Consider the following 26,038-nt stretch of genomic DNA (forward strand, 5'->3'; position numbering starts at 1 on the left):
TGTTTCGCAATGATCACCATTGCGCTTACAACTGAAACCGACACCGCTGAACTTGCCGGACGTATCGCGGGCATTCTCGCGGCTGGCGATACCCTGCTGCTTTCGGGTGAAATCGGTGCGGGCAAATCCGCCTTTGCACGGGCTTTGATCCGCGCCCGGCTTGGCCGGATGGAGGATGTGCCTTCGCCCACTTTCACGCTGGTGCAAACCTATGACGATCCGCAAGGCGATATCTGGCACTGTGATCTATACCGGCTGACCCACCCTGACGAGGTTTTCGAACTTGGGCTTGACGCGGCATTTGCGACAGCGATCTGCCTGATCGAATGGCCGGACCGGCTTGGCACGGATGCGCCGGCGAACGCGCTGCGCATGGCGTTTTCGGCGGGCGCGGCGGCGCACAGCGTCACAATTGACGGGCCGCCAGCATGGCTTGACCGACTAAAGGGCCTGCTATGACAGATCGTGCAGAGGTTGTCGGCAATTTTCTGGCTGCATCAAAATGGGCCGACTGGCGGCGTCACCCGCTTGCCGGAGACGCATCAAGCCGCCGCTACGAGAGGCTAACCAATGACGCGGCCAGCGTTATTTTGATGGATGCGCCGCGCGAAAACGGGGCAACAACCGGCGCATTCGCGCAAATAACCGCGCTTTTGCAGAACGCCGGCCTGTGCCCGCCCGCCATATTGGCGCATGACCAAACCCCTGGGATCATGGTGCTATCTGATCTGGGGCCCGATGATTTTGCCAGTTGGCTGATGAAACATCCCGCTGATTCATTGGGGCTTTACCGTGTGGCAACAGATGTCTTGGTGCATTTGGCCACGTTGCCCGCCCCCGACACCCTGATCGCAATGACCCCAAAGGTCGGCGCACAAATGGTTGAAATCACGGGCGAATTCTATGCATCCGACCCGATACCCGACCTGATCCAAGAAATGCAGACAGCTTTGGCGGCGCTCGCCCCGACGCCCAACACGCTGTCGTTGCGCGATTTCCACGCCGAAAACCTGATTTGGCGGGCCGATCAGCAGGGGTTGGACCGCGTCGGATTGCTGGATTACCAAGACGCATTTGTTGCGCCGCGCGGTTACGATCTGGCGTCGCTTTTGCGCGATGTACGACGCGATATCGACCCCGCGCTTGCGCAAGAAATCACGGCCTATTTCATTGCCAAAACCCGCGCTGGTCCCGATTTTGTGGCGCAATTGGCGTGCTTGGGTGCGCAGCGCAATCTGCGCATTCTGGGGGTCTTTGCGCGGTTGTCCAAAGTGATGCAAAAGAAGCGGTATATAGATCTGATCCCCCGCGTTTGGGCGCATCTGATGGCGGACCTGCGACATCCTGCACTTGCGCGGCTGCAACAGGCCGTCCAAGATACGCTGCCCACCCCCGACGAGGCATTGCTGATCAGGTTGCGCCGATGAAAACGCCGATCCTTTTGTTTGCGGCGGGGCTTGGCACGCGTATGGGTGCGTTAACCCAAAATACACCAAAACCATTGGTACAGGTGGCGGGGAAACCGCTGATTGACCATGCGCTTGCCCTGACCGATATCCCGCAGATCGGGCGCAAAGTGGTTAACGTGCATTACCGCGCCGACCAGATCCGCGCCCATTTGGCGGGGCACGATATCGCGATATCGGATGAAACGGATCTGTTGCGCGAAACGGGCGGCGGATTGCGCCATGCCCTGCCGCTCTTGGCAGGCAGCCCAGTGATCACCATGAACACGGATGCGGTTTGGCGCGGGCCAAACCCGATTGAAATCGCGCTCAACGCTTGGCGCGACGATATGGAAGCCCTGCTGCTGGTGGTCGAAAAACCCAACGTGCGCGGCCACCACGGCAAGGGAGATTTCCACCTTGATGCCGACGGCCAGCTGCACCGTGCGCCCGATATGATCTATACAGGCGTGCAGATTATACGCACAGAAACCATTGATCATATTAAAGAATCTGCGTTTTCACTGAATTTCGTGTGGAACGGTATTGCAGCGCGCGGCGGGCTTTATGGCGTCAAATACGAAGGGCATTGGTGCGACGTGGGCCAGCCGTCCAGCATCCCGATAGCAGAGGCAATGTTGCATGTTTGAACCTACCGCCACCCCCCGCATTTTCGGCAGCGCGCCGGGTGTTGATTTCGCGCAATCGCTTGTCGACGGGCTGGTTGCGCGCGGGCGCGATATGTCCCCGCATGATTGGGCAAAGACAGAAATTTACGTCAACACCACTCGGATGCAGCGCCGTATCCGCGAAGTTTTTGATGCCGGACCTGCGCGGTTGTTGCCACGCATAAGGTTAATCACCGACCTTGCGGATGATCCGCGCAACAAACAGATGCCACCCGCAATCGCACCGTTGCGCCGCCGGTTCGAATTGCTGCAAGCGGTCGCCAAACTGATCGAACAGCAGCCCGATATTGCACCGCGCGCAGCACTTTATGATCTGTCCGATAGTCTGGCCAAGCTCATGGATGAAATGCAAGGAGAAGGGGTCAGCCCCGATACAATTGCCGCGCTGGATGTGTCCGACCAATCCGGCCATTGGGCGCGTTCACTTGCATTTATCCGGATTATTTCCGCCTATTTCGGCACTAGCCAAGACGCCCCCGACAAGGAATCCCTTCAACGGTTGGTTGTCGAGACGCTAGCAGATGAATGGGCCAAGGCCCCGCCGACGCACCCGATTATTGTCGCAGGTTCAACAGGGTCGCGCGGCGCAACGGCGCTGTTTATGCAGGCGGTTGCAAAGCTGCCACAAGGCGCGATCATCTTGCCCGGCTATGATTTTGATCTGCCGGACCCTGTCTGGCAGGCGATGGATGATGAAATGACCGCCGAGGATCATCCGCAATTCCGGTTCCGCCGCTTGATGGATATCATCGGATTTGCGCCCAAAGACGTGCAGGCTTGGTCAGGCGCAGCACCTGCCCACCCCGCACGTAACCATCTGATTTCACTATCATTACGCCCCGCGCCTGTAACCAGCCAATGGTTATCCGAAGGACCCAGCTTGGGTGATCTGACGATCGCCACCCAAGGGCTGTCCCTGATCGAGGCAGCATCGCCACGTGCAGAGGCCGAAACCATCGCCTTGCGCCTGCGCCAAGCCGTCGAAGACGGCATTACCGCCGCGCTGATTTCCCCCGACCGGATGCTGACCCGTCAGGTGACCGCCGCCTTGGACCGCTGGGATATCAAACCCGATGACAGCGCGGGCATGCCGCTGCAATTATCCCCGCCGGGGCGGATGCTGCGCCATGTCGCCGATATGATAGGCAAACCGCTGACGGGTGAAATGCTGTTGATTTTGCTCAAACATCCTTTGTGCAATTCGACCGAAACCAAACGCGGTCCGCATCTTTTGCATACGCGTGAACTAGAGCTACATCTGCGTCGCCACGGCCCGCCATTTCCTACGGCTGACACGCTGCGCGGTTGGGCCGCCAAGGGCGAGGGACGCGAAGATTGGGCGCATTGGCTGGCCGATACGATCTTTGATTTTGCTGAGCCCTGCACGCTGCCGCTCGCTGATCATCTAGACAGGCATATCGCCCTGACCGAGGCGCTGTGCGCGGGGCCATCGGGCACGGATGCAGGCGCACTGTGGAAAGAAGCCGCCGGACGCGAGGCGCGCAAAACCTGCGATGCCATCGCCCAAGACGCTGAATTCGCTGGCATCATGGATAGCAAGGATTACGCCGCCCTGTTCGGCGCGATCCTGTCAGAGGGGGTTGTGCGTGACCGCGACAAGGGCCACCCGCAAATCCTGATCTGGGGCACCCTAGAGGCTCGCGTACAGGGCGTTGATCTGACTATCTTAGGCGGCATGAATGACGGCACCTGGCCCGAAGCGCCCGCGCCTGATCCATGGCTTAACCGTGTGATGCGCGCAAAGGCAGGTCTGCTGTTGCCTGAACGCCGGATCGGGCTTTCGGCGCATGATTACCAGCAGGCCGTTGCCGGCAAAGAGGTCTGGATTACCCGCGCGAAACGGTCCTCGGATGCGGAAACAGTGCCGTCGCGCTGGATAAACCGGCTGACAAACCTTTTGCGCGGCTTGCCGGATCAAAACGGCGATACCGCGCTAAAGGCGATGCAGGATCGTGGGCAAGAATGGTTGGAAATGGCCGCAGCCCTTTCGCGCGCCGACCAGCGCAGCGCCAACACCCCACGGCCAAGCCCCTGCCCACCGGTTGCGGCGCGGCCTGACCGGCTTTCGGTGACGCAGATCAAAACGCTGATCCGCGATCCATTTGCGATTTATGCGCAAAAAGTGCTGCGGCTAAAACCTCTCGACCCGCTGGCACCTAACGCGGATGCGCCTTTGCGCGGGACGATTGTGCATGAAATTTTAGAAAATTTCATCGCCGGTGGTTTTGCCCCAGATGACCGTGACGCGCTGATGCAGATCGCGCGCGATTGCTTTGCCGCCAAATGTCCGTGGCCGACGATCCGCGCACAATGGATCGCGCGACTGGATAAATCTGCCGATGCGTTTTTGGCGGACGAGGTCACACGGCAATCCTTGTCGGATTCCCGCGTGATCGAAAAGAAGGGCGAAATCACCCTGCCAAATGTGGGCGTCAAACTGACCTGCAAGGCCGACCGCATTGACATCACCGCAGACGGGCATGCGCTGGTCTACGACTATAAAACTGGTGTTGTGCCCAGCGCAAAACAGCAGGAAAAATTCGACAAACAACTGCTGCTAGAGGCCGCGATGATCGAACGTGGCGCCTTTGCGGATATAGGTGCGCTACCGGTTAAAGCCGCAACATTTATCGGCGTTAACGCTGCAATGGGCACCAGCGACGCGCCGCTGGCCAAGAACCCGCCAGATCAGGTTTGGGCCGAGTTAGAGACGCTTTTTGCCCATTGGATGCAAATTAATCGCGGCTATACCGCGCGGATCGCGCTATTTTTAAAGACCGACTACAGCCCCTATGACCACCTGTCGCGCTTTGGTGAATGGGACACAAGCGACACGCCAAAACCACAGGTGCTGACATGAAACGCGACCCCGCAACCCAACGTCAGGTCGAGGCGGCCAACCCCCAAACATCAACATGGCTTTCTGCTAATGCCGGTTCGGGCAAAACCCGCGTGCTGACGGACCGCGTGGCGCGGCTCTTGCTGGAAAAAGTGTCGCCGCAAAACATTTTGTGCCTGACCTATACCAAAGCCGCCGCCGCCGAGATGCAGAACCGCCTGTTCAAACGGTTGGGTGCGTGGGCGATGATGGCAGATGCCGATTTGCGCGCCGATCTGCAAACCCTTGGCGTTGATCACGCGGTTGACGACGAACAGCTACGCGCCGCGCGGACATTGTTTGCGCGCGCGATCGAAACGCCGGGTGGTCTGAAAATCCAGACGATCCATTCGTTTTGTGCAGGTATTTTGCGGCGCTTCCCGCTCGAAGCCCAAGTCAGCCCACAGTTTCGCGAAATGGAAGACCGCGCGGCCGAATTGCTGCGTGCAGAGGTGATGGATGAACTGCTCACCGGCGATCACGCCGCGACCGTTAACAATGTCCTGCATCATTTTACCGGCGCCGAGCTGTCCAAGCTCACCGCCGAGGTCGCCCAAAAACGCGATGCATTTGCCCATGAAATGCCAAGGGCAGAGCTATGCGCACTGCTGGGCATTGATCCGTCGTTAACCGCTGACACGCTAGTCGCGCAGGTGCTGAACCAATCCGCGCTTGATAGCATTCACCAGCTTGCCGCGGCTTGCCGCAAGGGCAGCGTGACCGATGCAAAGGCCGCCGCACAGCTTGATAAGATCAGCAAAACCGCGCCTGCGACGTTGAATGACCTCGCGCTTTTGGAAGGCGTGTTTTTGTTTGGCGCAACCGCCACCCAGCCCTTTGGCGCAAAGATCGGCAAATTTCCGACCAAAGCAACGCGTGAAGCAAACCCCGAGCTGATGGATGACATTGAGCCGGTCATGCTGGCCACCGGGGATGCGCGTGAAGACCGGTTAAGCCTTATGGCGCTAGACCGCACGCTTGCGATTTATCGCTTTGGTGCAGTGTTTATCCCCGCCTATGAACGCCGCAAACTGATGATGGGTGCGCTTGATTTTGACGATTTGATCCGCAAGGCCAAGGCGCTTTTGACCGACCGCGATGTTGCGCAATGGGTGCTGTTCAGGCTGGATGGCGGGATTGACCACGTGCTGGTTGACGAAGCCCAAGACACCAGCCCGACACAATGGGCAGTGATTGAACAGCTGACCCACGAATTTGCAAGCGGCGAGGGCGCGCACCCCGACCGCACCCGCACGGTGTTTGTGGTCGGCGATAAAAAGCAATCGATCTATTCATTCCAAGGCGCCGATCCGGACGCCTTTGACGCGATGAAAACGCATTTTAACAGCACCCATATCGCTGCAGGCAAAGCGTTCGAAGTCACATCGCTTGAACATTCTTTCCGGTCGTCGACGGCAATTCTTGCCGTCGTTGATGCCACGTTTACAGGTGACCGCACCGCTGGAATGGACGACCACCTCAGCCACCAAGCGTTCAAGCAAAACATGCCGGGGCGCGTTGATCTATGGCCTGTCATCGAAAAATCCGAAACCGAAGATCCGCGCAACTGGTTTGATCCCGTCGATTTGCCGTCGGATACGGATCACAATGTATTGCTGGCCAATCGTGTCGCCGCCCAGATCAAACGGATGATCGCAGAAGAAACCCTGCCCGATGAAATCGACAACGCCGACAGCTACCGCCGCCGCCCGATTACCGAAGGCGATTTTCTTATCCTTGTGCAGCGCCGGTCAGAACTGTTTTCCGAAATTATCCGCGCGTGTAAATCTGCTGGTCTAAAAATCGCCGGTGCGGATCGGCTGCGTGTCGGTGCCGAGCTTGCAGTCAAGGACCTTGCGGCGCTTTTGAACTTTCTTGCCTTGCCCGAGGATGATCTTTCACTGGCTTCGGCCTTGCGGTCGCCCCTGTTTAACCTGTCGGAACAGGACCTGTTCACATTGGCGCATCATCGCCCCGCAAAGGGGTTTCTTTGGACCGCGCTGCGCGGATCGCAACATACGAATATCTACGCAGTTATTGATGACCTGCTGGATCAGGCCGATTTCTTGCGGCCCTACGACCTGATCGAACGGATTCTGACCCGCCATGACGGGCGGCGCAAACTTCTTGGGCGATTAGGGCCGGAAGCCGAAGACGGGATTGACGCGCTGTTGTCACAGGCGCTGGCCTATGAGAGCACAGGCGTGCCAAGCCTGACCGGATTTCTGACATGGATGGAAACGGATGACCTTGAGGTCAAACGCCAGATGGATTCCCAAGGCGATCAGATCAGGGTAATGACGGTACACGGTTCAAAGGGGCTGGAAGCGCCGATTGTGATCCTGCCCGACACCGCCAAACGCCGCGTTGATGTGCGTGATGAATTGCTGCCAGTCGGGGATCATGTGGTGTGGAAAACACCTTCGCAGGGGTCCGCGACTGTGATGCAAGACATCCGCGAAGACTTTATCGCCAAACAGACCCGCGAACGGATGCGCCTGCTGTATGTGGCAATGACTCGCGCCGAAAAATGGCTGATCGTGGCGGCGGCGGGTGATGTCGGTGATGGCGATGAAAGCTGGTACAATATTGTTGCCGATGGCATGGCCGCGCAGGGTGATACGCGCGTGCAGATTGACGATATGGAGGCGCGCCGCGTGGCGCATCTAGATTGGAATGCGGGCACATTGCACCGCACCGACCCCAAAGCGGCGCCCGATTTTACGCCACCTGCATTCGGCCCTGTGCCCGTGGCAAAAACCAAGACGACAATTTCGCCTTCGGCGTTTGAGGGCGCCAAGATTATGCCCGGCGATCCAGCGAATCTTGATATCGAAGACGCGATGGAACGCGGCACGAAAATCCACCGCTTGCTTGAATTCCTGCCGCAATATGCTGCGCACGAACGGCGTGCCATCGGGCTGCGGGTGTTGAATGACGGGGATGCGGATCTGGTAGAAGAGGTAATCCAACTGCTGGAAAATCCAGATCTGGCCGCGCTTTGGCATCCCGATGCATTGACCGAAATCGACATTACTGCCGAACTGGAGGGCATCGGGCGTATTCACGGAACAATTGACCGGCTGATTATTACGGATACAGAGATTCTGGCGATTGATTACAAATCAAACCGGATTGTGCCTGAAAAACCCGAACAAACGCCGCTTGGCGTGTTGCGGCAAATGGCTGCATATTTTGCAGCACTTCGGCAGATTTATCCGGACCGTGTGATCAGAATGGGCGTGCTTTGGACCGCGACCGCGCATTTTGCAGAGCTGCCCGAAGATCTTCTTCACGAAACCCTGAACGGGCTTGCGATCCCTTGACCAATCCGGGCAGGGTACATAGGTTCAGCATCCAATGATATTCGCCAAGGAGCAGCCCAATGGCAACCGTAGCCGTAACCGACGCAACCTTTGACGCCGAAGTGCGCCAGTCAGATATTCCCGTTGTTGTAGACTTCTGGGCAGAATGGTGTGGCCCGTGTAAACAAATCGGCCCAGCGCTTGAAGAATTGTCAGCCGAATACGCTGGCAAGGTCAAAATCGTCAAAGTCAACGTCGATGAAAACCCGAATTCGCCTTCTCAAATGGGCGTGCGCGGCATTCCGGCGCTGTTCATGTTCAAAGGCGGCGAAGTGGTTTCCAACAAAACCGGCGCAGCGCCAAAAGCCGCACTGCAAGGCTGGATCGAAGAATCCATCTAAGTATTTGAAAAGTTAGAATATCGGGCGCCCCTTGTGGCGCCCTTTTTCGTTTCAGACAGGCCATCCGTGGCGCAAGAACACGTTGCGGATGATGGACCGTGTTTCGGGGCGGCCTGCGTTGATCGCTTGCTTTTGCAAGAACCAGAACAGATAGGCCGCGTAATCGGGCGCATGGCCCACGCGTGCGGCAAACGCATCGGCCGCACCCATTTGATGCACATTCAGTGCGATATGGTGAAAATCGGATTTGCCAAATAATATCAGCGGCTTTTGCAAGAAATACCCGTGAAAACCGAGGCTGGAATTCTGGGTCACGACATAGTCGCAATCGCGTAGCAACGTATCGGCCCCATCCGATTGCACCGAAAACTGATCATATCTATCGGTCAGTTTGTCCAGCGCGTCGATTTCCGCCTGCTGATAGGTTTCTGACGGATGTAGCGTCGCGATAATTTCGCGTTTCGGTTCATGTTCGAGCGTCGTCTTGATCATCTCGATCGGGCTGCACGATTGAAACGACCGTCGTGTCAAAAGCCGCCCTTGCAGCGGCATAAACACAAAACCAGCGTGCTTTGGCGTGCCCCAGAATAATTTGCCGCGCCACCGTTGATAAAATGCTGCGGCCTTTGCTGCATTGACCGCATCGGACGAAAACGCGACCTTTGCGACGGGCCATTTCCAGCGCTCGCTTTGCTTTTCGATATGCCAGAACGGGCCGACATAGGTTTTGCGCAGGGTTAGCCCGCGCGCATCCACCGGATCATCCATCAAAAACAGGCTCCGCCCTGGCCGTGAAATCGCCTGAAGCCGCCCCAGCTCATCGTTGGTATCGAACGCGATGTCAAAGCCGGCGGCTGTCAGTACCGCACTGGTTTGGTGGACAAAATTCTGCTCTCCGCGCTCGGCTTGGCGGCGCATTTTCGGGTTCAGATAGAATGTAACAGTATTTTCGGAAACCATAGCGCGACGCTACATGTGCGCGCGCAACTGGGCAAGCCATCGGGGTTGTCTGCCCGCGCGCGCGCCGCCATATATAACCAAACCCGCAAGGAGATGAACATGACCCGCGAAGAATTCCCCGGATGGCACGGCACCACGATTATTGGCGTTCGCAAAGGCGGCAAAGTTGTCATCGCCGGTGACGGGCAGGTCAGCCTTGGCCAGACTGTGATCAAAGGCACCGCGCGCAAGGTGCGCCGCCTGTCACCCGGTGGTCAGGATGTGATCGCGGGATTTGCAGGATCGACCGCTGATGCGTTTACCTTGCTCGAACGGCTTGAGAAAAAACTGGAAGCAACCCCCGGCCAACTGGCCCGCGCAAGCGTGGAATTGGCCAAGGACTGGCGCACGGATAAATACCTGCAAAAGCTCGAGGCGATGTTGATCGTTACTGATGGCAAAGACCTGTTTGTGATTACTGGCGCAGGTGATGTGCTGGAACCTGAACATGATATTGCGGCGATCGGATCAGGCGGCAATTTTGCCTTGGCGGCAGGGCGCGCGATGATGGATACCGATCTGGATGCCGAAGAGATCGCGCGCAAAGCCATGGCAATTGCCGCTGATATTTGTGTGTATACCAACGGCAAATTGACTGTTGAATCGATCGGTTAGCCGATTGGCGCGATGGCAAGCCCGACGCTGAATTCTTCGCACCAGATCCAGACTTCGTTATAGTCGCCGGTGTCGATGCCTTCGGGCGCGGTAAACTGCGATGCGCCCGCATAGTTTTCAAGCGGACCCATGATTGTAGCGGGGTCAAATACGCCGTCCTTGCCCAGCGCAACCTTGGGATCAGGCGCGCCATCAAAGACAAAATCTGCCAGCAGGTTCACAGAACTGCCCGCAATTTCCGCGGTACCCGTGACGGTATGGCCATTGATGCCACCCCATGTCCCCAAGCGGCCATGCCCGCCTGCAAATGCAGGAGCGGCGGTGGTGCAAAGCAAAGCGGCGATAAAATGACGTCTGTTCATTGGCATTCTCCCATGGTGATTTCGTTGATCCTACAGGCGGCAAGGTTTCAAACAATCACCCCCACGCGTTTGTGAAGCGCTGCAATTTACGGCAAAACGGGGGTGGCGCACTTGGCGTCACCCGTCACAAGGCTTAGGTAGAAGCCAGCCAAAGGAATGCCGATGATTGAACGCAACGATATTCGCGCCGCTGTTGCCAGCGGGTTGATTGATGAAAGACAGGCTTCGGGGCTGATTTCATTGGCTGATAGCCGCCGTGGCGCCCGTGAAAACCTTGATCCGGGCGATGAACCGTTCGAGCTGTTCAAAGGTTTCAACGAGATTTTCATCGTCATCGGCCTGTTGATATTGTCGGTCGGCTGGATGGGCGTTGTGGGCCTCGCGCTGGGCGACAGCATTGTTGATCTGCAAGAATATGCAGGGGTTGTCGCACTGATCGGGGCGGGGCTTTTGTGGCTGTTGTCAGAATATTTCGTGCGCAAACGGCGGATGGTCGCCCCAGCGATCGCGCTTTCGGTAATGTTTGCCAATAACGCGGCGTTTGGCCTGATGGCGGTGATGACCGAACCGTTCATGATCGCGCAAAACGACTATGGCAGCGTGCCTTTGCCGCTGTTTGTCGCAACGCTTGCGCTGCTGGTTTACTGGTGGCGGTTCCGCGTACCCTTTGCGATGGCGATGATTGCCGTTGGCCTGTTCGCCGTGGCGATTGTTTTTGCGGCCAGCCGTGGCGGTCAGGTCAATGATATCAGCGATTTCTTCTTGCTGTCCGCAGGTGGGCCATTTGCATGGATCACGCTTGTGCTGGGGCTGATGGTGTTCGCCGTGGCAATGGTTTTCGACATGAGCGACCCGCACCGCGTTACCCGGCGCAGCGCAAACGGTTTCTGGCTGCATGTTGTCGCAGCACCTGCGCTGGTGAACACCGTGGCACTGTCGCTGCTCGACCGCGATACATCAGGCGCGAACCTTGTGCTGCTCGCGTTTCTGGCGCTGTTTGCCCTAGTTGCAATTGTCATTGACCGGCGGTCATTCCTGATTGCTGCGATCGGCTATATTGTGGCGCTGGCTGCGACGATCCTTGATGGGGACGGGGCGGCATTGACCGTGCTTGTACTGGGGATTGTCCTGCTGTTGCTGGGTGCATTCTGGGAACGTATCCGCGCCCGCATTCTAAAACTGATGCCGCGATTTATCCCGCTGCACCGTCTTCCACCCTCTCATGCTTAAGGACTGACATGACAGACCTGACCCCCCGCGAAATCGTATCCGAACTGGACCGGTTTATTATCGGCCAGAACGACGCAAAACGCGCCGTGGCCGTGGCCCTGCGCAACCGCTGGCGGCGCAAGCAGCTTGGCGATGATCTGCGCGACGAAGTCTATCCCAAGAACATCCTGATGATCGGACCCACTGGCGTTGGCAAAACCGAAATCAGCCGCCGTCTGGCGAAACTCGCCCGCGCCCCGTTCATAAAGGTCGAGGCAACCAAATTTACCGAAGTCGGTTATGTCGGCCGCGATGTAGAACAGATTATTCGTGATCTCGTGGACACAGCGATTTTGGACACCCGCGAACATATGCGCGAAGACGTGAAAGCCAAGGCTGCACAGGCCGCCGAAGACCGCGTAATAACGGCAGTTGCTGGCACCGATGCGCGCGATGGCACCCGCGATTTGTTCCGCCGGAAACTGAAAGCGGGCGAATTGGACAACACAATCATTGAACTGGAACTTGCGGATACGTCGAACCCGCTCGGCGGTTTTGAAATCCCCGGTCAACCCGGTGGCATGGGCGGCATGATGAACCTTGGTGAATTGTTCGGCAAAATGGGCGGCGGTCGCACGGTCAAGAAACGGATGACCGTGGCCGAAAGCTATGACGCGCTAATCGCGGATGAGGCTGACAAGCTTCTGGACGACGAAACCGTGACCAAGGCCGCGCTTGAAGCGGTTGAACAAAACGGGATCGTATTTCTGGATGAAATCGACAAGGTTTGCGCGAAATCGGATGCACGCGGCGCTGACGTTTCCCGCGAAGGCGTGCAGCGCGATTTGCTGCCCTTGATCGAAGGCACAACCGTTTCCACAAAACACGGTCCGATCAAGACCGACCATATCCTGTTCATTGCATCTGGTGCGTTCCACGTTGCCAAACCGTCCGACCTTTTGCCCGAACTGCAAGGCCGGCTGCCGATCCGTGTTGAATTGCAAGCCCTGACCGAAAGTGATTTTGTCCGTATCCTGACCGAAACAGATAATGCGCTAACCCTGCAATATAGCGCCCTGATGAAAACCGAAGAGGTCACGGTTACCTTTGCGCCCGACGGGATCAGCGCGCTGGCCAAAATCGCGGCCGAAGTGAATGAATCCGTCGAAAACATCGGTGCGCGGCGGCTTTATACCGTGATGGAGCGCGTGTTCGAAGACCTGTCGTTCAACGCGCCAGACCGCGGCGGCGACGAAATCACGGTCGACGCGGATTTTGTTGAAACGCATCTGGGTGCATTGTCACGATCCACGGATGTCAGCCGCTACGTGCTGTAAATACTTCGGCGCGCGCGATTGGGGGTTCCCTTTTGCGCGCTGCGCGATCACCAAAGGCGTATGAATTCCTACGCCCTTTACCTCCGGTTTTTGCGTGAAAACGCGCCCTTCCTTGCGGTGGGCGCGCTTTTGTCGTTTCTGTCCAGCTTTGGCCAAACCTTTCTGATTGCCGCCTTCGCCGGTGAAATCCGCACGGAATACGGGTTATCGAATGGCGATTGGGGGCTGATCTATATGGCCGCCACGATGGTTTCGGCGGGGGTGATGGTCTTTGCGGGCGGGCTGACGGACCGGTTTCGGGTGCGCACGCTCAGCGTGGTTGTGCTGGGCTGTCTCGCGCTGTCTTGCATCGCGATGGCGCTGAACACCCATGTCATCGGATTGATCATCATCATATTTTGCCTGCGATTTTTTGGCCAAGGCATGACCAGCACGATTTCGATTGTTTCAATTTCGCGCTGGTTCATCGCCACCCGAGGCCGTGCGCTTGCGATTTCGACATTGGGGTTTGTCACCGCCGAAGCCGCGCTGCCACTGTCCAGTGTCTGGCTGAAATCGCACCTGCCATGGCGCATGATCTGGATGGGGTTTGCCGGATTTATTCTGCTGATGATCCCGCTGCTGTGGCATCTGTTGAAACTTGAACGCACGCCGCAAGCCACCGCAAAAACGGATAATGCGGCGGGAATGGATGGCGCACATTGGACCCGCGCACAGGCGCTGCGGCATCCGCTTTTCTGGACATTGGCGCCGGTGATGGCGCTATTCCCGATGTTCGCGACGACATTCTGGTTTCATCAGGTCCACTTTGCCGAAATCAAGGGCTGGGAACACCTGAGCCTTGTGGCGGTGTTTCCCTTGGGCACGTTTACCTTTATGGGGTCGACGTTTTTGTTTGGCTGGGCCGTCGACAGGTTCGGTGTGGCCAAGCTGTTGCCGCTCTATCTGCTACCCTATTCGGTCGCGTTTATCATTCACGCATATGCACCAACAATCGCATGGTCGGCCTTGGGCGTGATCTTGATGGGGCTTGCCGGTGGCGGGCAGGCGACACTGCCCGGATCGGTCTGGAGCACATATTACGGCACCGCACATATCGGTTCTATCAAATCAGCGGCAGTTGCGTTGATGGTGCTTGGGTCGGCCATCGGGCCAGGAATGTCGGGCTGGTTGATTGATGCGGGCGTCGGGTTTGAAACGCAGCTGCTGATCTATTCCGCCACATTTGTCATCGGGTCCATCGTCATGATCCCCGCATTACGCGCGGCCACGATCCGGCTACCGCGTGCGCCGTAGATAGACGTAATAGGCGCCATGTCCACCGTGTTTCAGATGGGCGGGCGTGACCTGCAAAATCGCGTGGTTCAGCGGCGGAAGCGCCAGCCATTGCGGCACTTGATGGCGCAAAACACCGTGGCGCGTGGGGATCGGGCCGCCATCATCACGGTCTTTGCCCTTGCCTGTAATCACCAGAACCAGCCGCCGCCCGATCGCGTGTGATCCAAGAATAAACGCAACCAGTTCGGGGTGGGCTTCGTTCATCGTCATCCCGTGCAAGTCGATCCGCGCTTCGGGCACCAGTTTCCCGCGCCGCATTTTACCAAAGGATTTGTGATCCATGTGCACGGGCGCGCGGTGCAGGCGTTCTGTGACGCTGGGCAAAATATCATGCGGGCGGTGCACATCGGCTTTGGCACCAACCTTGAAGTGCGGCAAAGGTGCAGTATGAATATCGCGCGGTTTTGGTTTTGGCTTGGCGGGTTTTGGCGCGGCAGCGGGGGCTTTGGGGTCAAGCGGTACGGCGCGTTCGGCTACGCGGTCCCAAAGGGCACGTTCTTCTTCGGACAGATTACGGGGGCGGCGCATCAGGGCATCCCCCCGCATAATCTTTGCGCGTCCGCATGCGGCAGCAATGTAATCATGCGCCCGCCGTCATTGACTTGCCCTGCCAGTTCGCCCGCCCGAGCGCCCGTGCCAAAGAAAATGTCAGCGCGCTGCGCGCCTTTGATCGCAGATCCGGTATCTTGGGCCACCATCAGGCGCTGCATTGCGTGGCGTTCGATCCAGACCGGCGCGCCAAGCGGGGTGCAAGCGGGATCAACGGCAATTGAACGGCCAGCCGTGATGGATTTTCCCATCGCGCCAATCGGGCCTTGATCTGCGAGGGTTTCGGTGATTTCGCGAAAAAACACGTAGCTTTCGTTTTCCCAAAGCAGCGCCTGCCCGGCAGCGCCATTATCATGGACCCATTTGCGGATTGTGTCAGGGTTCACATCCGCGACACCACGCGCAATCAGGATTTTGCCGACCGAGGTATAATCCCGCCCGTTTTTACCCGCATAACCCAAGCGCAGCATTGTCCCGTCAGGCAGGGAAATCCGCCCCGATCCCTGCACCTGAAGAAAAAACAGATCAACAGGGTCGGACAGAAACGCAAGTTCTAGCCCTTGATCCGCGAATGGCGCGTCTTCTTCGATTTGGCGGCGGCTGAATTCGGCGGGGTCTGCCGGCATGCCATAGACCGGAATATTGAACTGCGCAGTCTGTTCGCGTGACCCGATTAGTTCAGGTTCAAAATAGCCGGTGAACACCATCGGCGCGCTGTCGGTGATTAAAACCGGCTGGAAATGGTCTTCGAAGAATGTGCGGGGTGACGCGGCGGCCAAGGCCCTATCTGCCCACGTTGGACTTGTGTTCAGAAAAACATCAAGGGCGGCCTGATGATCATCAGCCGCCCATCCATTCAAATCCGCGTAGGATTGTTTTTCATATGTCAGTCCGGCCATCGCCTGCCTGCACCTTATTCGCCGGTTGCGACCAGTTTCCAGTTTGGATCACCCGCGTCCATCACGCGCGAGAATGTCCATGTATCTTTCTGGCGTTTTACTTCTTTGTCGCTGCCTTCGACGATATCGCCGCCGTTATCGCGGACGACAGATGTCATTTCGGACTTAAAGCGCACGGAAATATCCGCCTCTTTGGTTGTGTCGTCAAATTCGGCAGTGACAAGCGTCATGTCGCTGACCCCGATAAATGTGGCATCAACGGTCAGCCCTTTGGCTTTGCGATCTTCGACGACGAAAGCAAAGGCTTCGTAGACATCATCGGAAATGAAGGGTTTGATCTGGTCCAGATCGCCGTTTTCAAAGGCCATCAGGATCATTTCATAGGCCGCGCGGGCACCGCCCAGAAATTCGGAGACGTTAAACGCAGGGTCAACCCGTTTCATCGCGGCAAGCGCGGATGCGGCAGGGGTGTCTTCGGCAACGTGGTCAGTGATATCAAGATCCGGCCCGTCTTGCACAAGTTCGAGATTTGCCTTGCGACGGTGGTTTTCTTGAGGTTGGCGGGCAACGGGTTTTTCAAAACCTTCCCGCGTCCCCAAAACGCCACGCAAGCGCAGGATCAAAAAAACGGCGATGCCAGCAAGCACCAAGAGTTCAACAAAAGAGTTCATCAGGGCCTCGATCAAGGGAGGGCATGGAAAAATGCCCGTTCAATCCCTATGTAGGTGCTGCACAGGGCCAAGTCCACCTTGCCCGGAACAAGTTTAGAAAGGCGCCCCACCCATGTGGCTATTGCTTGCATTTATCGCGGTCCCCATGATCGAAATCGCCCTGTTCATTCAGGTTGGTGGTATTATCGGTATCTGGTGGACGCTTCTTATTGTGCTGACCACGGCAGTTGCGGGGTCTTATCTGGTACGACTGCAAGGGCTACGCGAACTTGGGAAACTGCAAAGATCGTTTTCCGACATGCAAGACCCGACCGAGCCATTGGCAAATGGGGCCATGATCCTGTTTTCTGGTGCATTGTTGCTGACGCCTGGCTTTTTCACGGATATTGTCGGGCTTGCGCTGCTTGTGCCAAAAGTGCGCCAAGCTGCATATGCTTGGGGGCGTTCAAAGGTAAAAGTCGCAAGATTTAGCGCGGGCTCCGCGCAGCCGCAGCCGCAACACCCCCAAGATCAGGTCATTGACGGTGATTTTCAGGACGTCACCGGAGATAAAAAACCGACACATACCCCATCTGGATGGACACAGCATTGAGCCTTGCCAGATTGGCTGTTAGGAAAACGCCAACAGAATTTAACCGGAGCAGTTTATAATGTCTGATACCCCAGAAAACGGTGCCGCAGCAGCCGCACAACCCGCCCAAGTCAAAAGCCGCGTGATGGCGCAATACATCCGCGACATGTCGTTCGAAAACATCCTCGCGCAAAAGGGTGTTTCTGGCGACGCGCAACCTGAAATTCAGGTGCAGGTGAACCTTGATGCGCGCAAGCGTACTGCGGACAACCAGTACGAGGTCATCACAAAGCTGAACATCACCAGCAAGACCAAAGAAAAAGGCGAGCCGCTGTTCGTTCTGGAAATCGAATATGCGGGCGTGTTCCATATCGAAGGTGTGCCGGATGCACAGATGCACCCCTACCTGCTAATCGAATGCCCGCGCATCACATTCCCGTTCTTGCGCCGCATTGTCAGCGATATCACCCGCGACGGTGGTTTCCCCGCGCTGAACCTTGAAACAATTGATTTTGTTGCGCTTTACCGGTCTGAACTGGCGCGTCGCGCCGAAGCTGAAAAAGCAAAAGAAACAGTTAACTAAGCTTTTTCCACAAAGCTTCGTCGCCCAGCTTGTCGACAAAGGCAGCATGGGCGGCGGTTTCCGCCTCTGTGCGTTTCGACGCAAGCGGTTGCGGGCGCGCCGAAGGGCGCCATTCATCTGATTGATTGCTGCTGGTTTTTGTCCGCCCGTCCGAGGCAAGCGCGAAATCCGGCTGCCGCCCGCCGATCAGTTCCAGATAGACCTCTGCCAGAATTTCACTGTCAAGCAACGCGCCGTGCAAGGTCCGCGAAGAATTGTCGATGCCAAAGCGGCGGCACAGCGCATCCAGTGACGCGGGCGATCCGGGGAATTTGCGGCGTGCGATGGCCAATGTGTCTAAGGCTTGGTCCATTTTATACGCTGGGTAGCCAAGTGTGCCCAGTTCAGCATTCAGAAATTTGATATCAAACGCCGCGTTGTGGATGACCATACGCGCATCACCGACAAAATCGACAAAGCTTTGCGCAATGTCCTTGAATACTGGTTTGTCGCGCAAAATGACTTGACCGGGTTTCGGGTCTTGTGGCGGTTCTAGCAGATCAGGGCCGATCCCGTGCACGCCAAAGGCTTCGGCGGGCATGGACCGTTGGGGGTTGATATATTGGTGATAGGTCCGGCCCGTGGGCATATGACCGATCAGTTCAATCGCGCCGATTTCAACGATGCGGTCGCCGTCAGCAGGTTCAAATCCGGTTGTTTCGGTATCAAGTACGATCTCGCGCATCGGCTGGCCCCTTTAGCTTTGCAATCAGGTTTTGCACGGCCAGCGCGGTCCCGTCTAGGGTCAGCGTTTCGATAATATGATCCGCGCGGGCCCGTTTTTGTGCATCTGGCATTTGCCGCGCAAGAATGGTTTCAAACTGCGTTTCGGTCATGCCAGCGCGCGCCATCACCCGTGTTTTCTGAACCTCTGCCGGACAAGATACAACCAAAACGGAATCGAGCCATCTGTCGGCACCGGTTTCAAAAAGCAGTGGAATATCAAAGACAACCAGCAGTTCTGGATGATCTTTCAGGAACTGTTCACGGCTGGCCGCAACAAGCGGATGCACGATGTTTTCAAGCTGCAACAGCACCTTGGGGTCTTGGTTTATCAATTCCTTAAGTGTTTCACGTGAAACCTGATTATCGACAACCGCCACAGGAAAAACCGCCGAAATCGGAGCCACAGCCGCACCGCCCTTTTCATAAAGTTCATGAACGGTGGCGTCTGCATCCCAGACAGGCACGCCGGCGTCGCGGAACATCTGGGCGGTGGTGGATTTGCCCATGCCAATCGACCCGGTCAGACCCAAACGATGTGTCACGCCAATACGGCCCTGCGGGTGGCCTCGTCGACCTCGGGGCGTTGGCCAAACCAGCGTTCAAAGCCCGGAACACCCTGATGCAAGAGCATCCCCAGCCCGTCAACGGCTGTGCAGCCAACGGCTTCGGCGGCATCCAGAAACGGGGTGCGCAGTGGATTATAGACGATATCAGTCACCACCGTTTCGGGGCGCAAAGCATCAAGCGAGACCTTAAAATCAGCGGCGCCCTTCATGCCAAGCGACGTGGTATTCACCAGCAGGTTTGCATCGGCCAAAGCCGTACCCGCCTGCACCCAATCCACGACCCTGATCCTTGCGCCAAAATCCGCGCGCAGGGCTTCAGCCTTGGCGCGGGTGCGGTTGGAAATGATAATTTCGGGAACACCCGCATCGGCGAGCGCCACGATAATCGCGCGCGCAGCACCGCCTGCACCAAAAATCATTGCCGGACCCGCCTTGGGATCCCAATCCGGCGCGCCTTGGCGCAAATTTGCAATAAACCCGTAACCATCTGTATTATCGGCCAAAATGCGACCGTCTTCTTTGAATGTCAGGGTATTTGCGGCCCCAATCAGCGTGGCACGATCGGTGATCTGATCTGCAAACTCCAAGACCGCCATTTTGTGCGGAAGGGTCACATTCATGCCCACAAACCCCTGTGCAGGCAATTCACGCAGGGTTTTTTCCAAGTCTTGATCGGCTACTTGCAAGGCGGTGTAGGATCCTTTGATGTCATAGCGATCAAGCCAGTAGCCATGCAGTTTTGGTGACAAGGAATGCGAGATCGGATTGCCAATGACACAGGCACGCGGAGTGTCGGTCATGATGGCAATTCCCCGCGCAATGTCAGATATGAAAGTAGTTCCAAAAGTGGCAACCCCAGCACGTTGAAATAATCCCCATCAATGCGTGTAAACAAACGCACGCCTTCTTCTTCCAGCTTATAGGCTCCGACGGAGTGGCGAATGCTTTCCCAGTTCCGATCGACATAATCGCGCAAATATGTGTCGCTTACGTCACGCATTTGCAGCCTGACAACGCCGACATGCCGCCAAAGCGGTTTGCCTTCGCCGTAGATCACCGCCGCAGAGAGCAATTGATGCGTCTGCCCCCGCAAGGATTGCAGCTGTGCAATCGCCAGTTCGGGCGAGCCGGGCTTTGAAAAAATCTGCCGTTCCTTGGCGAGAATTTGATCGCAACCGATCACAAGCGCCTGAGGGTGCTTGGCGGCGACGCGCTGTGCTTTGAGTTCGGCCAATGTGTCGGCTATATCGCGGGGCGATGCATCTTCGGCGATGAGTGACTGGCGGATCATGTCTTCGTCGATCCGTGCCTTGACTACGGTAAAAGAAACAGCCGCATTGCGCAGCAATGTTGCGCGAATTTCGGAGCCTGATGCCAAGATGATCGGAGCCGCCATGTGGATAACCCTTTGGAAAAATTCTGTGTCAGCCTGCGGGTAGTCGAAGGGATAAGACCTGCAAATCAAAAGCCTGTGCGAAAGTCACAAGTTGTGCCACCTCTTATGCCGATTTTTCCACCGTGGGAAAGTATAAGTCGCCCCTGTGGAAGAATCGTAGCCGAAAGCAGAGTCAATGTGACAAACCTCGATTTTACGAGAAAATTTTCAGTTTTAAGTATTTGATATATATGTGTAAATTACCATCCATCCGGTTTATCTTCTGTGCAGATTTATGTTGCTTGCCTTGGGATAAGTCTGCGGATGAAAAAACAAACCACAGAAAACGCGAACACTAATAACAACAACATCTTTTCTTTCTATATATATTTATTAAGAAGCGCAGACCGAGAGCGAGGCAAAACATGTTTGAATTCCTGATGCCCTATTATCAATGGATCAAAGCGATCCATATTATGGCTGTGATTTCATGGATGGCAGGTATGTTCTATTTGCCGCGCTTGTTTGTTTATCATGCAGAGCGGGCCGAGATCGGGTCAGAGCTTGATCAAACCTTTCAAATCATGGAACGCAAATTGCTGCGCGTGATCATCAATCCCGCGATGACGGTCGCATGGATTGCGGGGTTGCTAATGCTGGCGACGGGGGCGTTTGATTGGGGATCGGTCTGGTCATGGGCCAAGATCATCGCGGTAATCCTGATGAGCGGGTTTCACGGCTGGTTAAGCAAGCGCCGCAAAGAGTTCGCGGCAGGGGTGAACACGCGTTCGGGGCGGGTGTACAGGCTTGCCAATGAGGTGCCGACAGTGCTGATGGTGGTGATCGTCATTGCGGTGATTGTACGACCGTTCTAGCGGCGCGTTGACTTAACAGCGTGCCTTGCGTATATGCGTTGCAGCCTCCCGTCCGGGAGAAGCGTTTTCCATTTCTATCACTGAATGACACTGGCCCAAGGGCGAGTGCTGGATTTTATCATGTCACTACACCGTCTGAACCTGTCTGACCTAAAGGCGCAAAGCCCCAAGGATCTGTTATCACTGGCCGAAGAGCTGGAGATCGAGAACGCATCGACCATGCGCAAAGGCGATATGATGTTCGCCATCCTTAAGGAACGCGCGGATGAAGAATGGGTGATTGGTGGCGATGGTGTGCTCGAGGTCTTGCAAGACGGGTTCGGGTTCTTGCGGTCACCAGAGGCGAACTATTTGCCCGGTCCGGATGATATTTACGTATCACCGGATATGATCCGCAAACATTCGTTGCGTACCGGCGATACCGTCGAAGGTGTGATGAAAGAGCCAAATGATTCAGAGCGTTATTTTGCTTTGACTGTTGTTGAGGCGATCAATTTTGAAGATCCGGAAAAGGCAAAACACAAGGTTGCATTTGACAACCTTACGCCGCTTTATCCCGACGAGCGGCTGAAAATGGAAGTCGAAGATCCGACGATCAAGGACCGGTCAGCGCGGATTATTGATCTGGTTTCCCCGATCGGGAAGGGGCAACGTGCCTTGATTGTGGCGCCGCCGCGTACGGGTAAGACGGTTCTGCTGCAAAATATTGCGAACTCGATCGAGAAGAACCATCCGGAATGCTATTTGATTGTTTTGCTGATTGACGAGCGCCCTGAAGAGGTGACCGACATGCAACGGTCAGTGAAGGGTGAAGTCGTTTCATCGACCTTTGACGAGCCGGCAACGCGGCACGTGGCTGTTTCCGAGATGGTTATCGAGAAAGCAAAACGTCTGGTTGAACACAAACGCGACGTCGTCATTTTGCTGGATTCGATCACACGACTGGGTCGGGCATTTAACACGACTGTGCCTTCGTCGGGCAAGGTTTTGACCGGCGGTGTTGATGCGAACGCCTTGCAGCGGCCCAAGCGGTTCTTTGGTGCTGCGCGCAATATCGAAGAAGGCGGATCGCTGACGATTATTGCGACGGCCCTGATTGATACCGGATCGCGGATGGATGAAGTTATCTTTGAAGAATTCAAAGGGACTGGCAACTCTGAGATTGTTCTGGATCGCAAGGTTGCAGACAAGCGCGTGTTCCCGGCAATGGACATTCTGAAATCCGGTACGCGTAAGGAAGAGCTGCTAGTTGATAAGAGCGATTTGGCAAAGACTTATGTGTTGCGGCGGATTTTGAATCCGATGGGGACAACCGATGCGATCGAATTCCTGATCGGGAAGCTGAAACAGACCAAGACAAATTCGGATTTCTTCGATTCAATGAACACGTAACTTATTGTTATAAGACAATGGGTTGAATAATGGATACGATATTTTCCTTGGCAACGGCAAAGGGGCGCGCTGGCGTTGCTGTTGTCCGTTTGTCTGGATCCAAGTCAGTCAGTGCTGCGCAGCGTCTTATGGGCGATGTGCCGAAAAGCCGCGGCGTGCGGGTGCTGCGGGATGCCGCTGGCGAGCTGCTTGACGAAGCATTTGTATTGCGGTTTGCCGAGGGCAAAAGCTTTACCGGTGAAGAGGTTGTCGAACTGCATTTGCATGGCAGCCCGGCGGTGCTGGCTTCGGTTCTTTATGAACTTGGCAATGATCCGGATTTGCGCCCGGCCGAAGCAGGAGAATTCACCCGCCGCGCATTGGAGAACGGAAAGCTGGATCTTGCGCAGGTCGAAGGTCTGGCTGATCTGATTGACGCCGAAACGGAAAGCCAGCGTAAGCAGGCGGTGCGCGTCTTTTCAGGGGCGCTTGGTAATCTGGCCGACGGGTGGCGGGTGAAGCTAATTCGCGCGGCTGCCCTTTTGGAGGCAACGATAGATTTTGCCGACGAAGAGGTGCCAGTTGACGTGACGCCCGAAGTTTGTGCGCTAATTGGAGATGTCCAGCGGGAGATGCAGCGAGAGGCCGAAGGTGTTCGCGTAGCGGAGAGGCTGCGCGACGGTTTCGAGGTGGCGATAATCGGGGCGCCGAATGTCGGTAAATCAACATTACTTAACCGGATTGCCGGGCGCGAGGTTGCGATTGTCACTGAAATTGCTGGAACAACGCGCGATGTGATCGAGGTGAAGCTTGATCTTGACGGGATTGCTGTCACGCTTCTTGATACCGCAGGACTGCGCGAGACGGATGATCTTGTTGAGGGTTTGGGCGTTGAACGGGCCAAGGAACGCGCAGCACGGGCCGACATACGTGTGCATATGTTGTTGGCCGAAGATGACGTTCCACTAGATATAGGGGACAGTGATATTATTGTTCGCGCCAAGTCTGATTTATCGGTTGGCGAAGGTATCGCTGTGTCCGGCCGGACCGGCGCGGGTGTGGATGAACTGGTGGCGCATATTTCTGATATGCTACAGCAACGGGTGGCGTCAGTTGGGGTTGCTATGCGCGAGCGGCATCGCGTCGCAATGCTGCAGGCAATTGTATATTTGCAAGCTGCAGAGGCTGGAATGTCGGGGCATCACGCGATGGCTGATTTGATTGCGGAAGAGCTTCGGTCAGCAATTCGTGCAGTGGATAGCCTTGTTGGACGTGTTGATGTAGAACAGGTACTTGATGAAATATTTTCGAGCTTCTGCATCGGGAAATAGGAGTGTTTCACGTGAAACATTGTGATTTTGACGTGATCGTAATTGGCGGCGGCCACGCTGGGGCCGAGGCTGCACATGCAGCAGCGCGGATGGGCGCGCGTACCGCCTTGGTTACACTAACAAAACAGTCCATTGGCGTCATGTCATGTAACCCGGCAATTGGCGGTCTGGGTAAAGGCCATCTGGTGCGTGAAATTGATGCACTAGATGGTGTAATGGGCCGCGTTGCCGATCGCGCAGGGATCCAATTTCGACTGTTGAACCGCAAGAAGGGGCCCGCGGTGCAAGGGCCGCGCGCACAAGCTGACCGCGAAATATACCGCTCTACGATGCAAACCGAACTAGATATGGTTGATGGTTTGTCGATCATTGAAGGTGAAGCCGTTGACCTAGTAATGGCGGGCGACCGTGTTTCCGGTGTTGTGCTGGGCAACGGACAGACCCTAACAGCAAGCAGTGTAATTCTGACAACAGGTACATTCTTGCGTGGCGTGATCCATATCGGCGATGTATCGCGACCCGGTGGACGCATGGGTGACAAGCCCGCCGTTAAGATGGCTGAAAGACTGGATAGTTTTGATCTGGATCTTGGACGGCTCAAGACCGGAACGCCGCCGCGGATTGACGGGCGCACAATCAACTGGGACCTGCTAGAAAAGCAGCCAAGCGACAGCGACCCAACACTATTTTCGTTCATGTCTACAGGCGTGTCTGCACCTCAGATTGACTGTGGGATTACCCATACAAACGAACGCACGCACGAAATCATCCGTGAAAATCTTCATCGATCGGCGATGTATGGCGGCCATATCGAAGGAGTCGGTCCGCGCTACTGCCCCTCGATTGAAGACAAAGTTGTGCGGTTTGCTGACAAGATATCTCATCAGATCTTTTTGGAACCCGAAGGGGTCAATGATCATACCGTCTATCCAAACGGCATTTCGACATCCTTGCCCGAAGCCGTGCAGGAAGACTATGTAAAATCAATATATGGCCTTGAAAACGCTAGGATTTTGCAGCCTGGATATGCGATTGAATATGATTATGTTGACCCGCGTTCGCTTTCGTCAACGTTAGAGTTGCGCAATGTTCCGGGGCTCTATTTGGCTGGGCAAATCAATGGCACGACCGGATATGAGGAGGCAGCAGCGCAGGGTTTGGTGGCTGGACTTAATGCTGCAGCAGCGGCGCTCGGGGCGCCGGCGATTACCTTTAGTCGTCGCCAATCCTATATTGGTGTGATGGTCGATGATCTGATTACCAAAGGGGTGTCGGAACCTTACCGCATGTTTACCTCGCGCGCAGAATTCCGGCTTTCGCTTCGTGCAGATAACGCGGACCAACGACTTACCGAACTTGGGCGCAACATTGGCTGTGTCGGCGACGCGCGATGGGCGCATTTCTCGGATAAAATGGAAAAGATTACGCGGGCACAAGAAACGCTTACACAGATTTCGCTTTCAGCACGGGATATTGCAGAACAGGGTGCAAATCTTAATACGGGCGGGCCGCGGCGTTCGGCGTTAGAAGCTCTGGAGCTGACGGATTTTGATTTTGAACAACTGGCAGTCTTGGCGCCAGAAGTTGCAAGTATCCCCGCAGACGTACAGGACCAAATCAAGAAAGATGCCCTTTACGCGCATTACGTTCAGCGCCAACAATCCGATGTTACGGCAATGGAGCGCGATGAAAAGCAGGTGATTCCAACCGGATTCGACTATCGGGCAATCCGTGGTCTTTCTAACGAATTGGCGACCAAGCTGGAATTGATACGCCCCGGTGATATCGCGCAAGCGGGCAGGATCGAAGGCATGACCCCAGCGGGGCTGATGTTGGTGGTGGCGGCGATCAAGCGTGGCCTGAAGGCAAAGACCGGGAGCTAA

The 26,038-nt window shown here is 56.1% G+C and carries 25 protein-coding genes; 16 read left to right on the plus strand and 9 right to left on the minus strand.

Annotated elements, in window-relative coordinates:
- Positions 1-9 precede the first annotated feature (9 nt).
- From tsaE to trxA, 6 genes are read left to right on the plus strand one after another with little or no spacing between them, the layout of a single operon-like run.
- Positions 10-459 carry a tRNA (adenosine(37)-N6)-threonylcarbamoyltransferase complex ATPase subunit type 1 TsaE gene (tsaE, locus tag BM320_RS13275; protein ID WP_090201067.1) on the plus strand — a complete coding sequence of 150 codons (450 nt, stop codon included), beginning with the start codon at positions 10-12 and terminating at the stop codon, positions 457-459.
- Positions 456-1,427, plus strand: coding sequence for an aminoglycoside phosphotransferase family protein (locus BM320_RS13280; RefSeq protein ID WP_090201069.1), 972 nt, complete (start codon positions 456-458; stop codon positions 1,425-1,427). The genes tsaE and BM320_RS13280 overlap by 4 nt, the downstream gene beginning before the upstream one ends.
- Positions 1,424-2,095, plus strand: coding sequence for a nucleotidyltransferase family protein (locus BM320_RS13285; RefSeq protein ID WP_090201071.1), 672 nt, complete (start codon positions 1,424-1,426; stop codon positions 2,093-2,095). The genes BM320_RS13280 and BM320_RS13285 overlap by 4 nt, the downstream gene beginning before the upstream one ends.
- The gene (addB, locus tag BM320_RS13290) at positions 2,088-5,015 is read left to right on the plus strand and encodes a double-strand break repair protein AddB (RefSeq protein WP_090201072.1); all 2,928 of its coding nucleotides are present in this window, start codon (positions 2,088-2,090) and stop codon (positions 5,013-5,015) included. Before BM320_RS13285 ends, addB begins: the two co-directional genes overlap by 8 nt.
- Positions 5,012-8,359: a double-strand break repair helicase AddA gene (gene addA / locus BM320_RS13295; RefSeq protein ID WP_090201074.1), complete on the plus strand. Its 3,348-nt coding sequence runs from the start codon at positions 5,012-5,014 to the stop codon at positions 8,357-8,359. The genes addB and addA overlap by 4 nt, the downstream gene beginning before the upstream one ends.
- Before the next feature lie 59 nt (positions 8,360-8,418).
- The gene (trxA, locus tag BM320_RS13300; protein ID WP_090201075.1) at positions 8,419-8,739 is read left to right on the plus strand and encodes a thioredoxin; all 321 of its coding nucleotides are present in this window, start codon (positions 8,419-8,421) and stop codon (positions 8,737-8,739) included.
- A 51-nt stretch (positions 8,740-8,790) separates the two neighbouring features.
- On the opposite strand, the gene BM320_RS13305 is transcribed toward trxA, so the two are convergent.
- Complete coding sequence (locus BM320_RS13305) at positions 8,791-9,699, minus strand: capsular polysaccharide export protein, LipB/KpsS family (RefSeq protein WP_090201077.1); 909 nt, start codon at positions 9,697-9,699, stop codon at positions 8,791-8,793.
- Between the two features lie 99 nt (positions 9,700-9,798).
- Here BM320_RS13305 and hslV point away from each other — a divergent pair, with 99 nt between their 5' ends.
- Positions 9,799-10,353, plus strand: coding sequence for an ATP-dependent protease subunit HslV (hslV, locus tag BM320_RS13310; RefSeq protein ID WP_090201558.1), 555 nt, complete (start codon positions 9,799-9,801; stop codon positions 10,351-10,353).
- Here hslV and BM320_RS13315 read toward each other — a convergent pair.
- Entirely contained in the window at positions 10,350-10,715 is a 366-nt protein-coding gene (locus BM320_RS13315; protein WP_165615059.1) for a DM13 domain-containing protein, read from the minus strand. The genes hslV and BM320_RS13315 overlap by 4 nt on opposite strands.
- 162 nt (positions 10,716-10,877) lie before the next feature.
- Between BM320_RS13315 and BM320_RS13320 the strand changes: the two genes are divergently transcribed.
- The 3 genes from BM320_RS13320 to BM320_RS13330 are packed head-to-tail and all read left to right on the plus strand — an operon-like array spanning position 10,878 to position 14,557.
- On the plus strand, positions 10,878-11,945 hold the full coding sequence (locus BM320_RS13320) for a hypothetical protein (RefSeq protein WP_090201559.1): 1,068 nt from the start codon (positions 10,878-10,880) through the stop codon (positions 11,943-11,945).
- 8 nt (positions 11,946-11,953) lie between these two features.
- Entirely contained in the window at positions 11,954-13,261 is a 1,308-nt protein-coding gene (gene hslU / locus BM320_RS13325; protein ID WP_090201081.1) for an ATP-dependent protease ATPase subunit HslU, read from the plus strand.
- A 60-nt stretch (positions 13,262-13,321) separates the two neighbouring features.
- Complete coding sequence (locus BM320_RS13330) at positions 13,322-14,557, plus strand: MFS transporter (protein WP_090201083.1); 1,236 nt, start codon at positions 13,322-13,324, stop codon at positions 14,555-14,557.
- Here the strand turns inward: BM320_RS13330 and BM320_RS13335 are convergent.
- From BM320_RS13335 to BM320_RS13345, 3 genes are read right to left on the minus strand one after another with little or no spacing between them, the layout of a single operon-like run.
- Positions 14,540-15,127: a Smr/MutS family protein gene (locus tag BM320_RS13335; protein WP_090201560.1), complete on the minus strand. Its 588-nt coding sequence runs from the start codon at positions 15,125-15,127 to the stop codon at positions 14,540-14,542. The genes BM320_RS13330 and BM320_RS13335 overlap by 18 nt on opposite strands.
- Positions 15,127-16,047, minus strand: a complete 921-nt coding sequence (gene mltA / locus BM320_RS13340; RefSeq protein WP_090201085.1) for a murein transglycosylase A — start codon at positions 16,045-16,047, stop codon at positions 15,127-15,129. Before mltA ends, BM320_RS13335 begins: the two co-directional genes overlap by 1 nt.
- 14 nt (positions 16,048-16,061) lie before the next feature.
- A complete protein-coding gene (locus BM320_RS13345; protein ID WP_090201561.1) occupies positions 16,062-16,718 on the minus strand; it encodes a Tim44/TimA family putative adaptor protein in 657 nt (218 codons plus the stop codon).
- Between the two features lie 112 nt (positions 16,719-16,830).
- Here BM320_RS13345 and BM320_RS13350 point away from each other — a divergent pair, with 112 nt between their 5' ends.
- Positions 16,831-17,310 (plus strand): FxsA family protein, encoded by a 480-nt coding sequence (locus tag BM320_RS13350; RefSeq protein ID WP_090201086.1) that lies wholly within the window; start codon positions 16,831-16,833, stop codon positions 17,308-17,310.
- Between the two features lie 58 nt (positions 17,311-17,368).
- Positions 17,369-17,872 (plus strand): protein-export chaperone SecB, encoded by a 504-nt coding sequence (gene secB / locus BM320_RS13355; protein WP_090201088.1) that lies wholly within the window; start codon positions 17,369-17,371, stop codon positions 17,870-17,872.
- Here secB and dnaQ read toward each other — a convergent pair.
- From dnaQ to BM320_RS13375, 4 genes are read right to left on the minus strand one after another with little or no spacing between them, the layout of a single operon-like run.
- Positions 17,865-18,596 carry a DNA polymerase III subunit epsilon gene (gene dnaQ, locus BM320_RS13360; RefSeq protein WP_090201090.1) on the minus strand — a complete coding sequence of 244 codons (732 nt, stop codon included), beginning with the start codon at positions 18,594-18,596 and terminating at the stop codon, positions 17,865-17,867. The genes secB and dnaQ overlap by 8 nt on opposite strands.
- A complete protein-coding gene (gene coaE, locus BM320_RS13365; protein ID WP_090201092.1) occupies positions 18,577-19,179 on the minus strand; it encodes a dephospho-CoA kinase in 603 nt (200 codons plus the stop codon). Before coaE ends, dnaQ begins: the two co-directional genes overlap by 20 nt.
- Positions 19,176-20,003 (minus strand): shikimate dehydrogenase, encoded by an 828-nt coding sequence (locus tag BM320_RS13370; protein WP_090201093.1) that lies wholly within the window; start codon positions 20,001-20,003, stop codon positions 19,176-19,178. Before BM320_RS13370 ends, coaE begins: the two co-directional genes overlap by 4 nt.
- Positions 20,000-20,599: a Maf family protein gene (locus tag BM320_RS13375; protein ID WP_090201094.1), complete on the minus strand. Its 600-nt coding sequence runs from the start codon at positions 20,597-20,599 to the stop codon at positions 20,000-20,002. Before BM320_RS13375 ends, BM320_RS13370 begins: the two co-directional genes overlap by 4 nt.
- A gap of 404 nt (positions 20,600-21,003) precedes the next feature.
- Here BM320_RS13375 and hemJ point away from each other — a divergent pair, with 404 nt between their 5' ends.
- The 4 genes from hemJ to mnmG all read left to right on the plus strand — a co-directional run bounded on the left by hemJ (position 21,004) and on the right by mnmG (position 26,038).
- Positions 21,004-21,453: a protoporphyrinogen oxidase HemJ gene (gene hemJ / locus BM320_RS13380; protein WP_090201095.1), complete on the plus strand. Its 450-nt coding sequence runs from the start codon at positions 21,004-21,006 to the stop codon at positions 21,451-21,453.
- A 120-nt stretch (positions 21,454-21,573) separates the two neighbouring features.
- Complete coding sequence (gene rho / locus BM320_RS13385; protein ID WP_090201562.1) at positions 21,574-22,845, plus strand: transcription termination factor Rho; 1,272 nt, start codon at positions 21,574-21,576, stop codon at positions 22,843-22,845.
- Between the two features lie 29 nt (positions 22,846-22,874).
- Positions 22,875-24,155 carry a tRNA uridine-5-carboxymethylaminomethyl(34) synthesis GTPase MnmE gene (mnmE, locus tag BM320_RS13390; RefSeq protein ID WP_090201097.1) on the plus strand — a complete coding sequence of 427 codons (1,281 nt, stop codon included), beginning with the start codon at positions 22,875-22,877 and terminating at the stop codon, positions 24,153-24,155.
- An 11-nt stretch (positions 24,156-24,166) separates the two neighbouring features.
- On the plus strand, positions 24,167-26,038 hold the full coding sequence (mnmG, locus tag BM320_RS13395) for a tRNA uridine-5-carboxymethylaminomethyl(34) synthesis enzyme MnmG (RefSeq protein ID WP_090201563.1): 1,872 nt from the start codon (positions 24,167-24,169) through the stop codon (positions 26,036-26,038).

Source organism: Yoonia tamlensis, assembly GCF_900115105.1.
Lineage (GTDB): Bacteria > Pseudomonadota > Alphaproteobacteria > Rhodobacterales > Rhodobacteraceae > Yoonia > Yoonia tamlensis.

What these genes read in the sequence shown, in the direction of transcription:
- hslV (WP_090201558.1), top strand. Translation starts at nt 9,799, where the DNA reads ATGACCCGCGAAGAATTCCCCGGATGGCACGGCACCACGATTATTGGC.
- BM320_RS13320 (WP_090201559.1), top strand. Translation starts at nt 10,878, where the DNA reads ATGATTGAACGCAACGATATTCGCGCCGCTGTTGCCAGCGGGTTGATT.
- BM320_RS13345 (WP_090201561.1), bottom strand. Translation starts at nt 16,718, where the DNA reads ATGAACTCTTTTGTTGAACTCTTGGTGCTTGCTGGCATCGCCGTTTTT.
- BM320_RS13285 (WP_090201071.1), top strand. Translation starts at nt 1,424, where the DNA reads ATGAAAACGCCGATCCTTTTGTTTGCGGCGGGGCTTGGCACGCGTATG.
- BM320_RS13330 (WP_090201083.1), top strand. Translation starts at nt 13,322, where the DNA reads ATGAATTCCTACGCCCTTTACCTCCGGTTTTTGCGTGAAAACGCGCCC.
- trxA (WP_090201075.1), top strand. Translation starts at nt 8,419, where the DNA reads ATGGCAACCGTAGCCGTAACCGACGCAACCTTTGACGCCGAAGTGCGC.
- rho (WP_090201562.1), top strand. Translation starts at nt 21,574, where the DNA reads ATGTCACTACACCGTCTGAACCTGTCTGACCTAAAGGCGCAAAGCCCC.
- BM320_RS13280 (WP_090201069.1), top strand. Translation starts at nt 456, where the DNA reads ATGACAGATCGTGCAGAGGTTGTCGGCAATTTTCTGGCTGCATCAAAA.
- BM320_RS13375 (WP_090201094.1), bottom strand. Translation starts at nt 20,599, where the DNA reads ATGGCGGCTCCGATCATCTTGGCATCAGGCTCCGAAATTCGCGCAACA.
- hemJ (WP_090201095.1), top strand. Translation starts at nt 21,004, where the DNA reads ATGTTTGAATTCCTGATGCCCTATTATCAATGGATCAAAGCGATCCAT.
- tsaE (WP_090201067.1), top strand. Translation starts at nt 10, where the DNA reads ATGATCACCATTGCGCTTACAACTGAAACCGACACCGCTGAACTTGCC.
- secB (WP_090201088.1), top strand. Translation starts at nt 17,369, where the DNA reads ATGTCTGATACCCCAGAAAACGGTGCCGCAGCAGCCGCACAACCCGCC.
- BM320_RS13350 (WP_090201086.1), top strand. Translation starts at nt 16,831, where the DNA reads ATGTGGCTATTGCTTGCATTTATCGCGGTCCCCATGATCGAAATCGCC.
- BM320_RS13335 (WP_090201560.1), bottom strand. Translation starts at nt 15,127, where the DNA reads ATGCGCCGCCCCCGTAATCTGTCCGAAGAAGAACGTGCCCTTTGGGAC.
- mltA (WP_090201085.1), bottom strand. Translation starts at nt 16,047, where the DNA reads ATGGCCGGACTGACATATGAAAAACAATCCTACGCGGATTTGAATGGA.
- mnmE (WP_090201097.1), top strand. Translation starts at nt 22,875, where the DNA reads ATGGATACGATATTTTCCTTGGCAACGGCAAAGGGGCGCGCTGGCGTT.
- addB (WP_090201072.1), top strand. Translation starts at nt 2,088, where the DNA reads ATGTTTGAACCTACCGCCACCCCCCGCATTTTCGGCAGCGCGCCGGGT.
- BM320_RS13315 (WP_165615059.1), bottom strand. Translation starts at nt 10,715, where the DNA reads ATGAACAGACGTCATTTTATCGCCGCTTTGCTTTGCACCACCGCCGCT.
- dnaQ (WP_090201090.1), bottom strand. Translation starts at nt 18,596, where the DNA reads ATGCGCGAGATCGTACTTGATACCGAAACAACCGGATTTGAACCTGCT.
- BM320_RS13305 (WP_090201077.1), bottom strand. Translation starts at nt 9,699, where the DNA reads ATGGTTTCCGAAAATACTGTTACATTCTATCTGAACCCGAAAATGCGC.
- addA (WP_090201074.1), top strand. Translation starts at nt 5,012, where the DNA reads ATGAAACGCGACCCCGCAACCCAACGTCAGGTCGAGGCGGCCAACCCC.
- BM320_RS13370 (WP_090201093.1), bottom strand. Translation starts at nt 20,003, where the DNA reads ATGACCGACACTCCGCGTGCCTGTGTCATTGGCAATCCGATCTCGCAT.
- hslU (WP_090201081.1), top strand. Translation starts at nt 11,954, where the DNA reads ATGACAGACCTGACCCCCCGCGAAATCGTATCCGAACTGGACCGGTTT.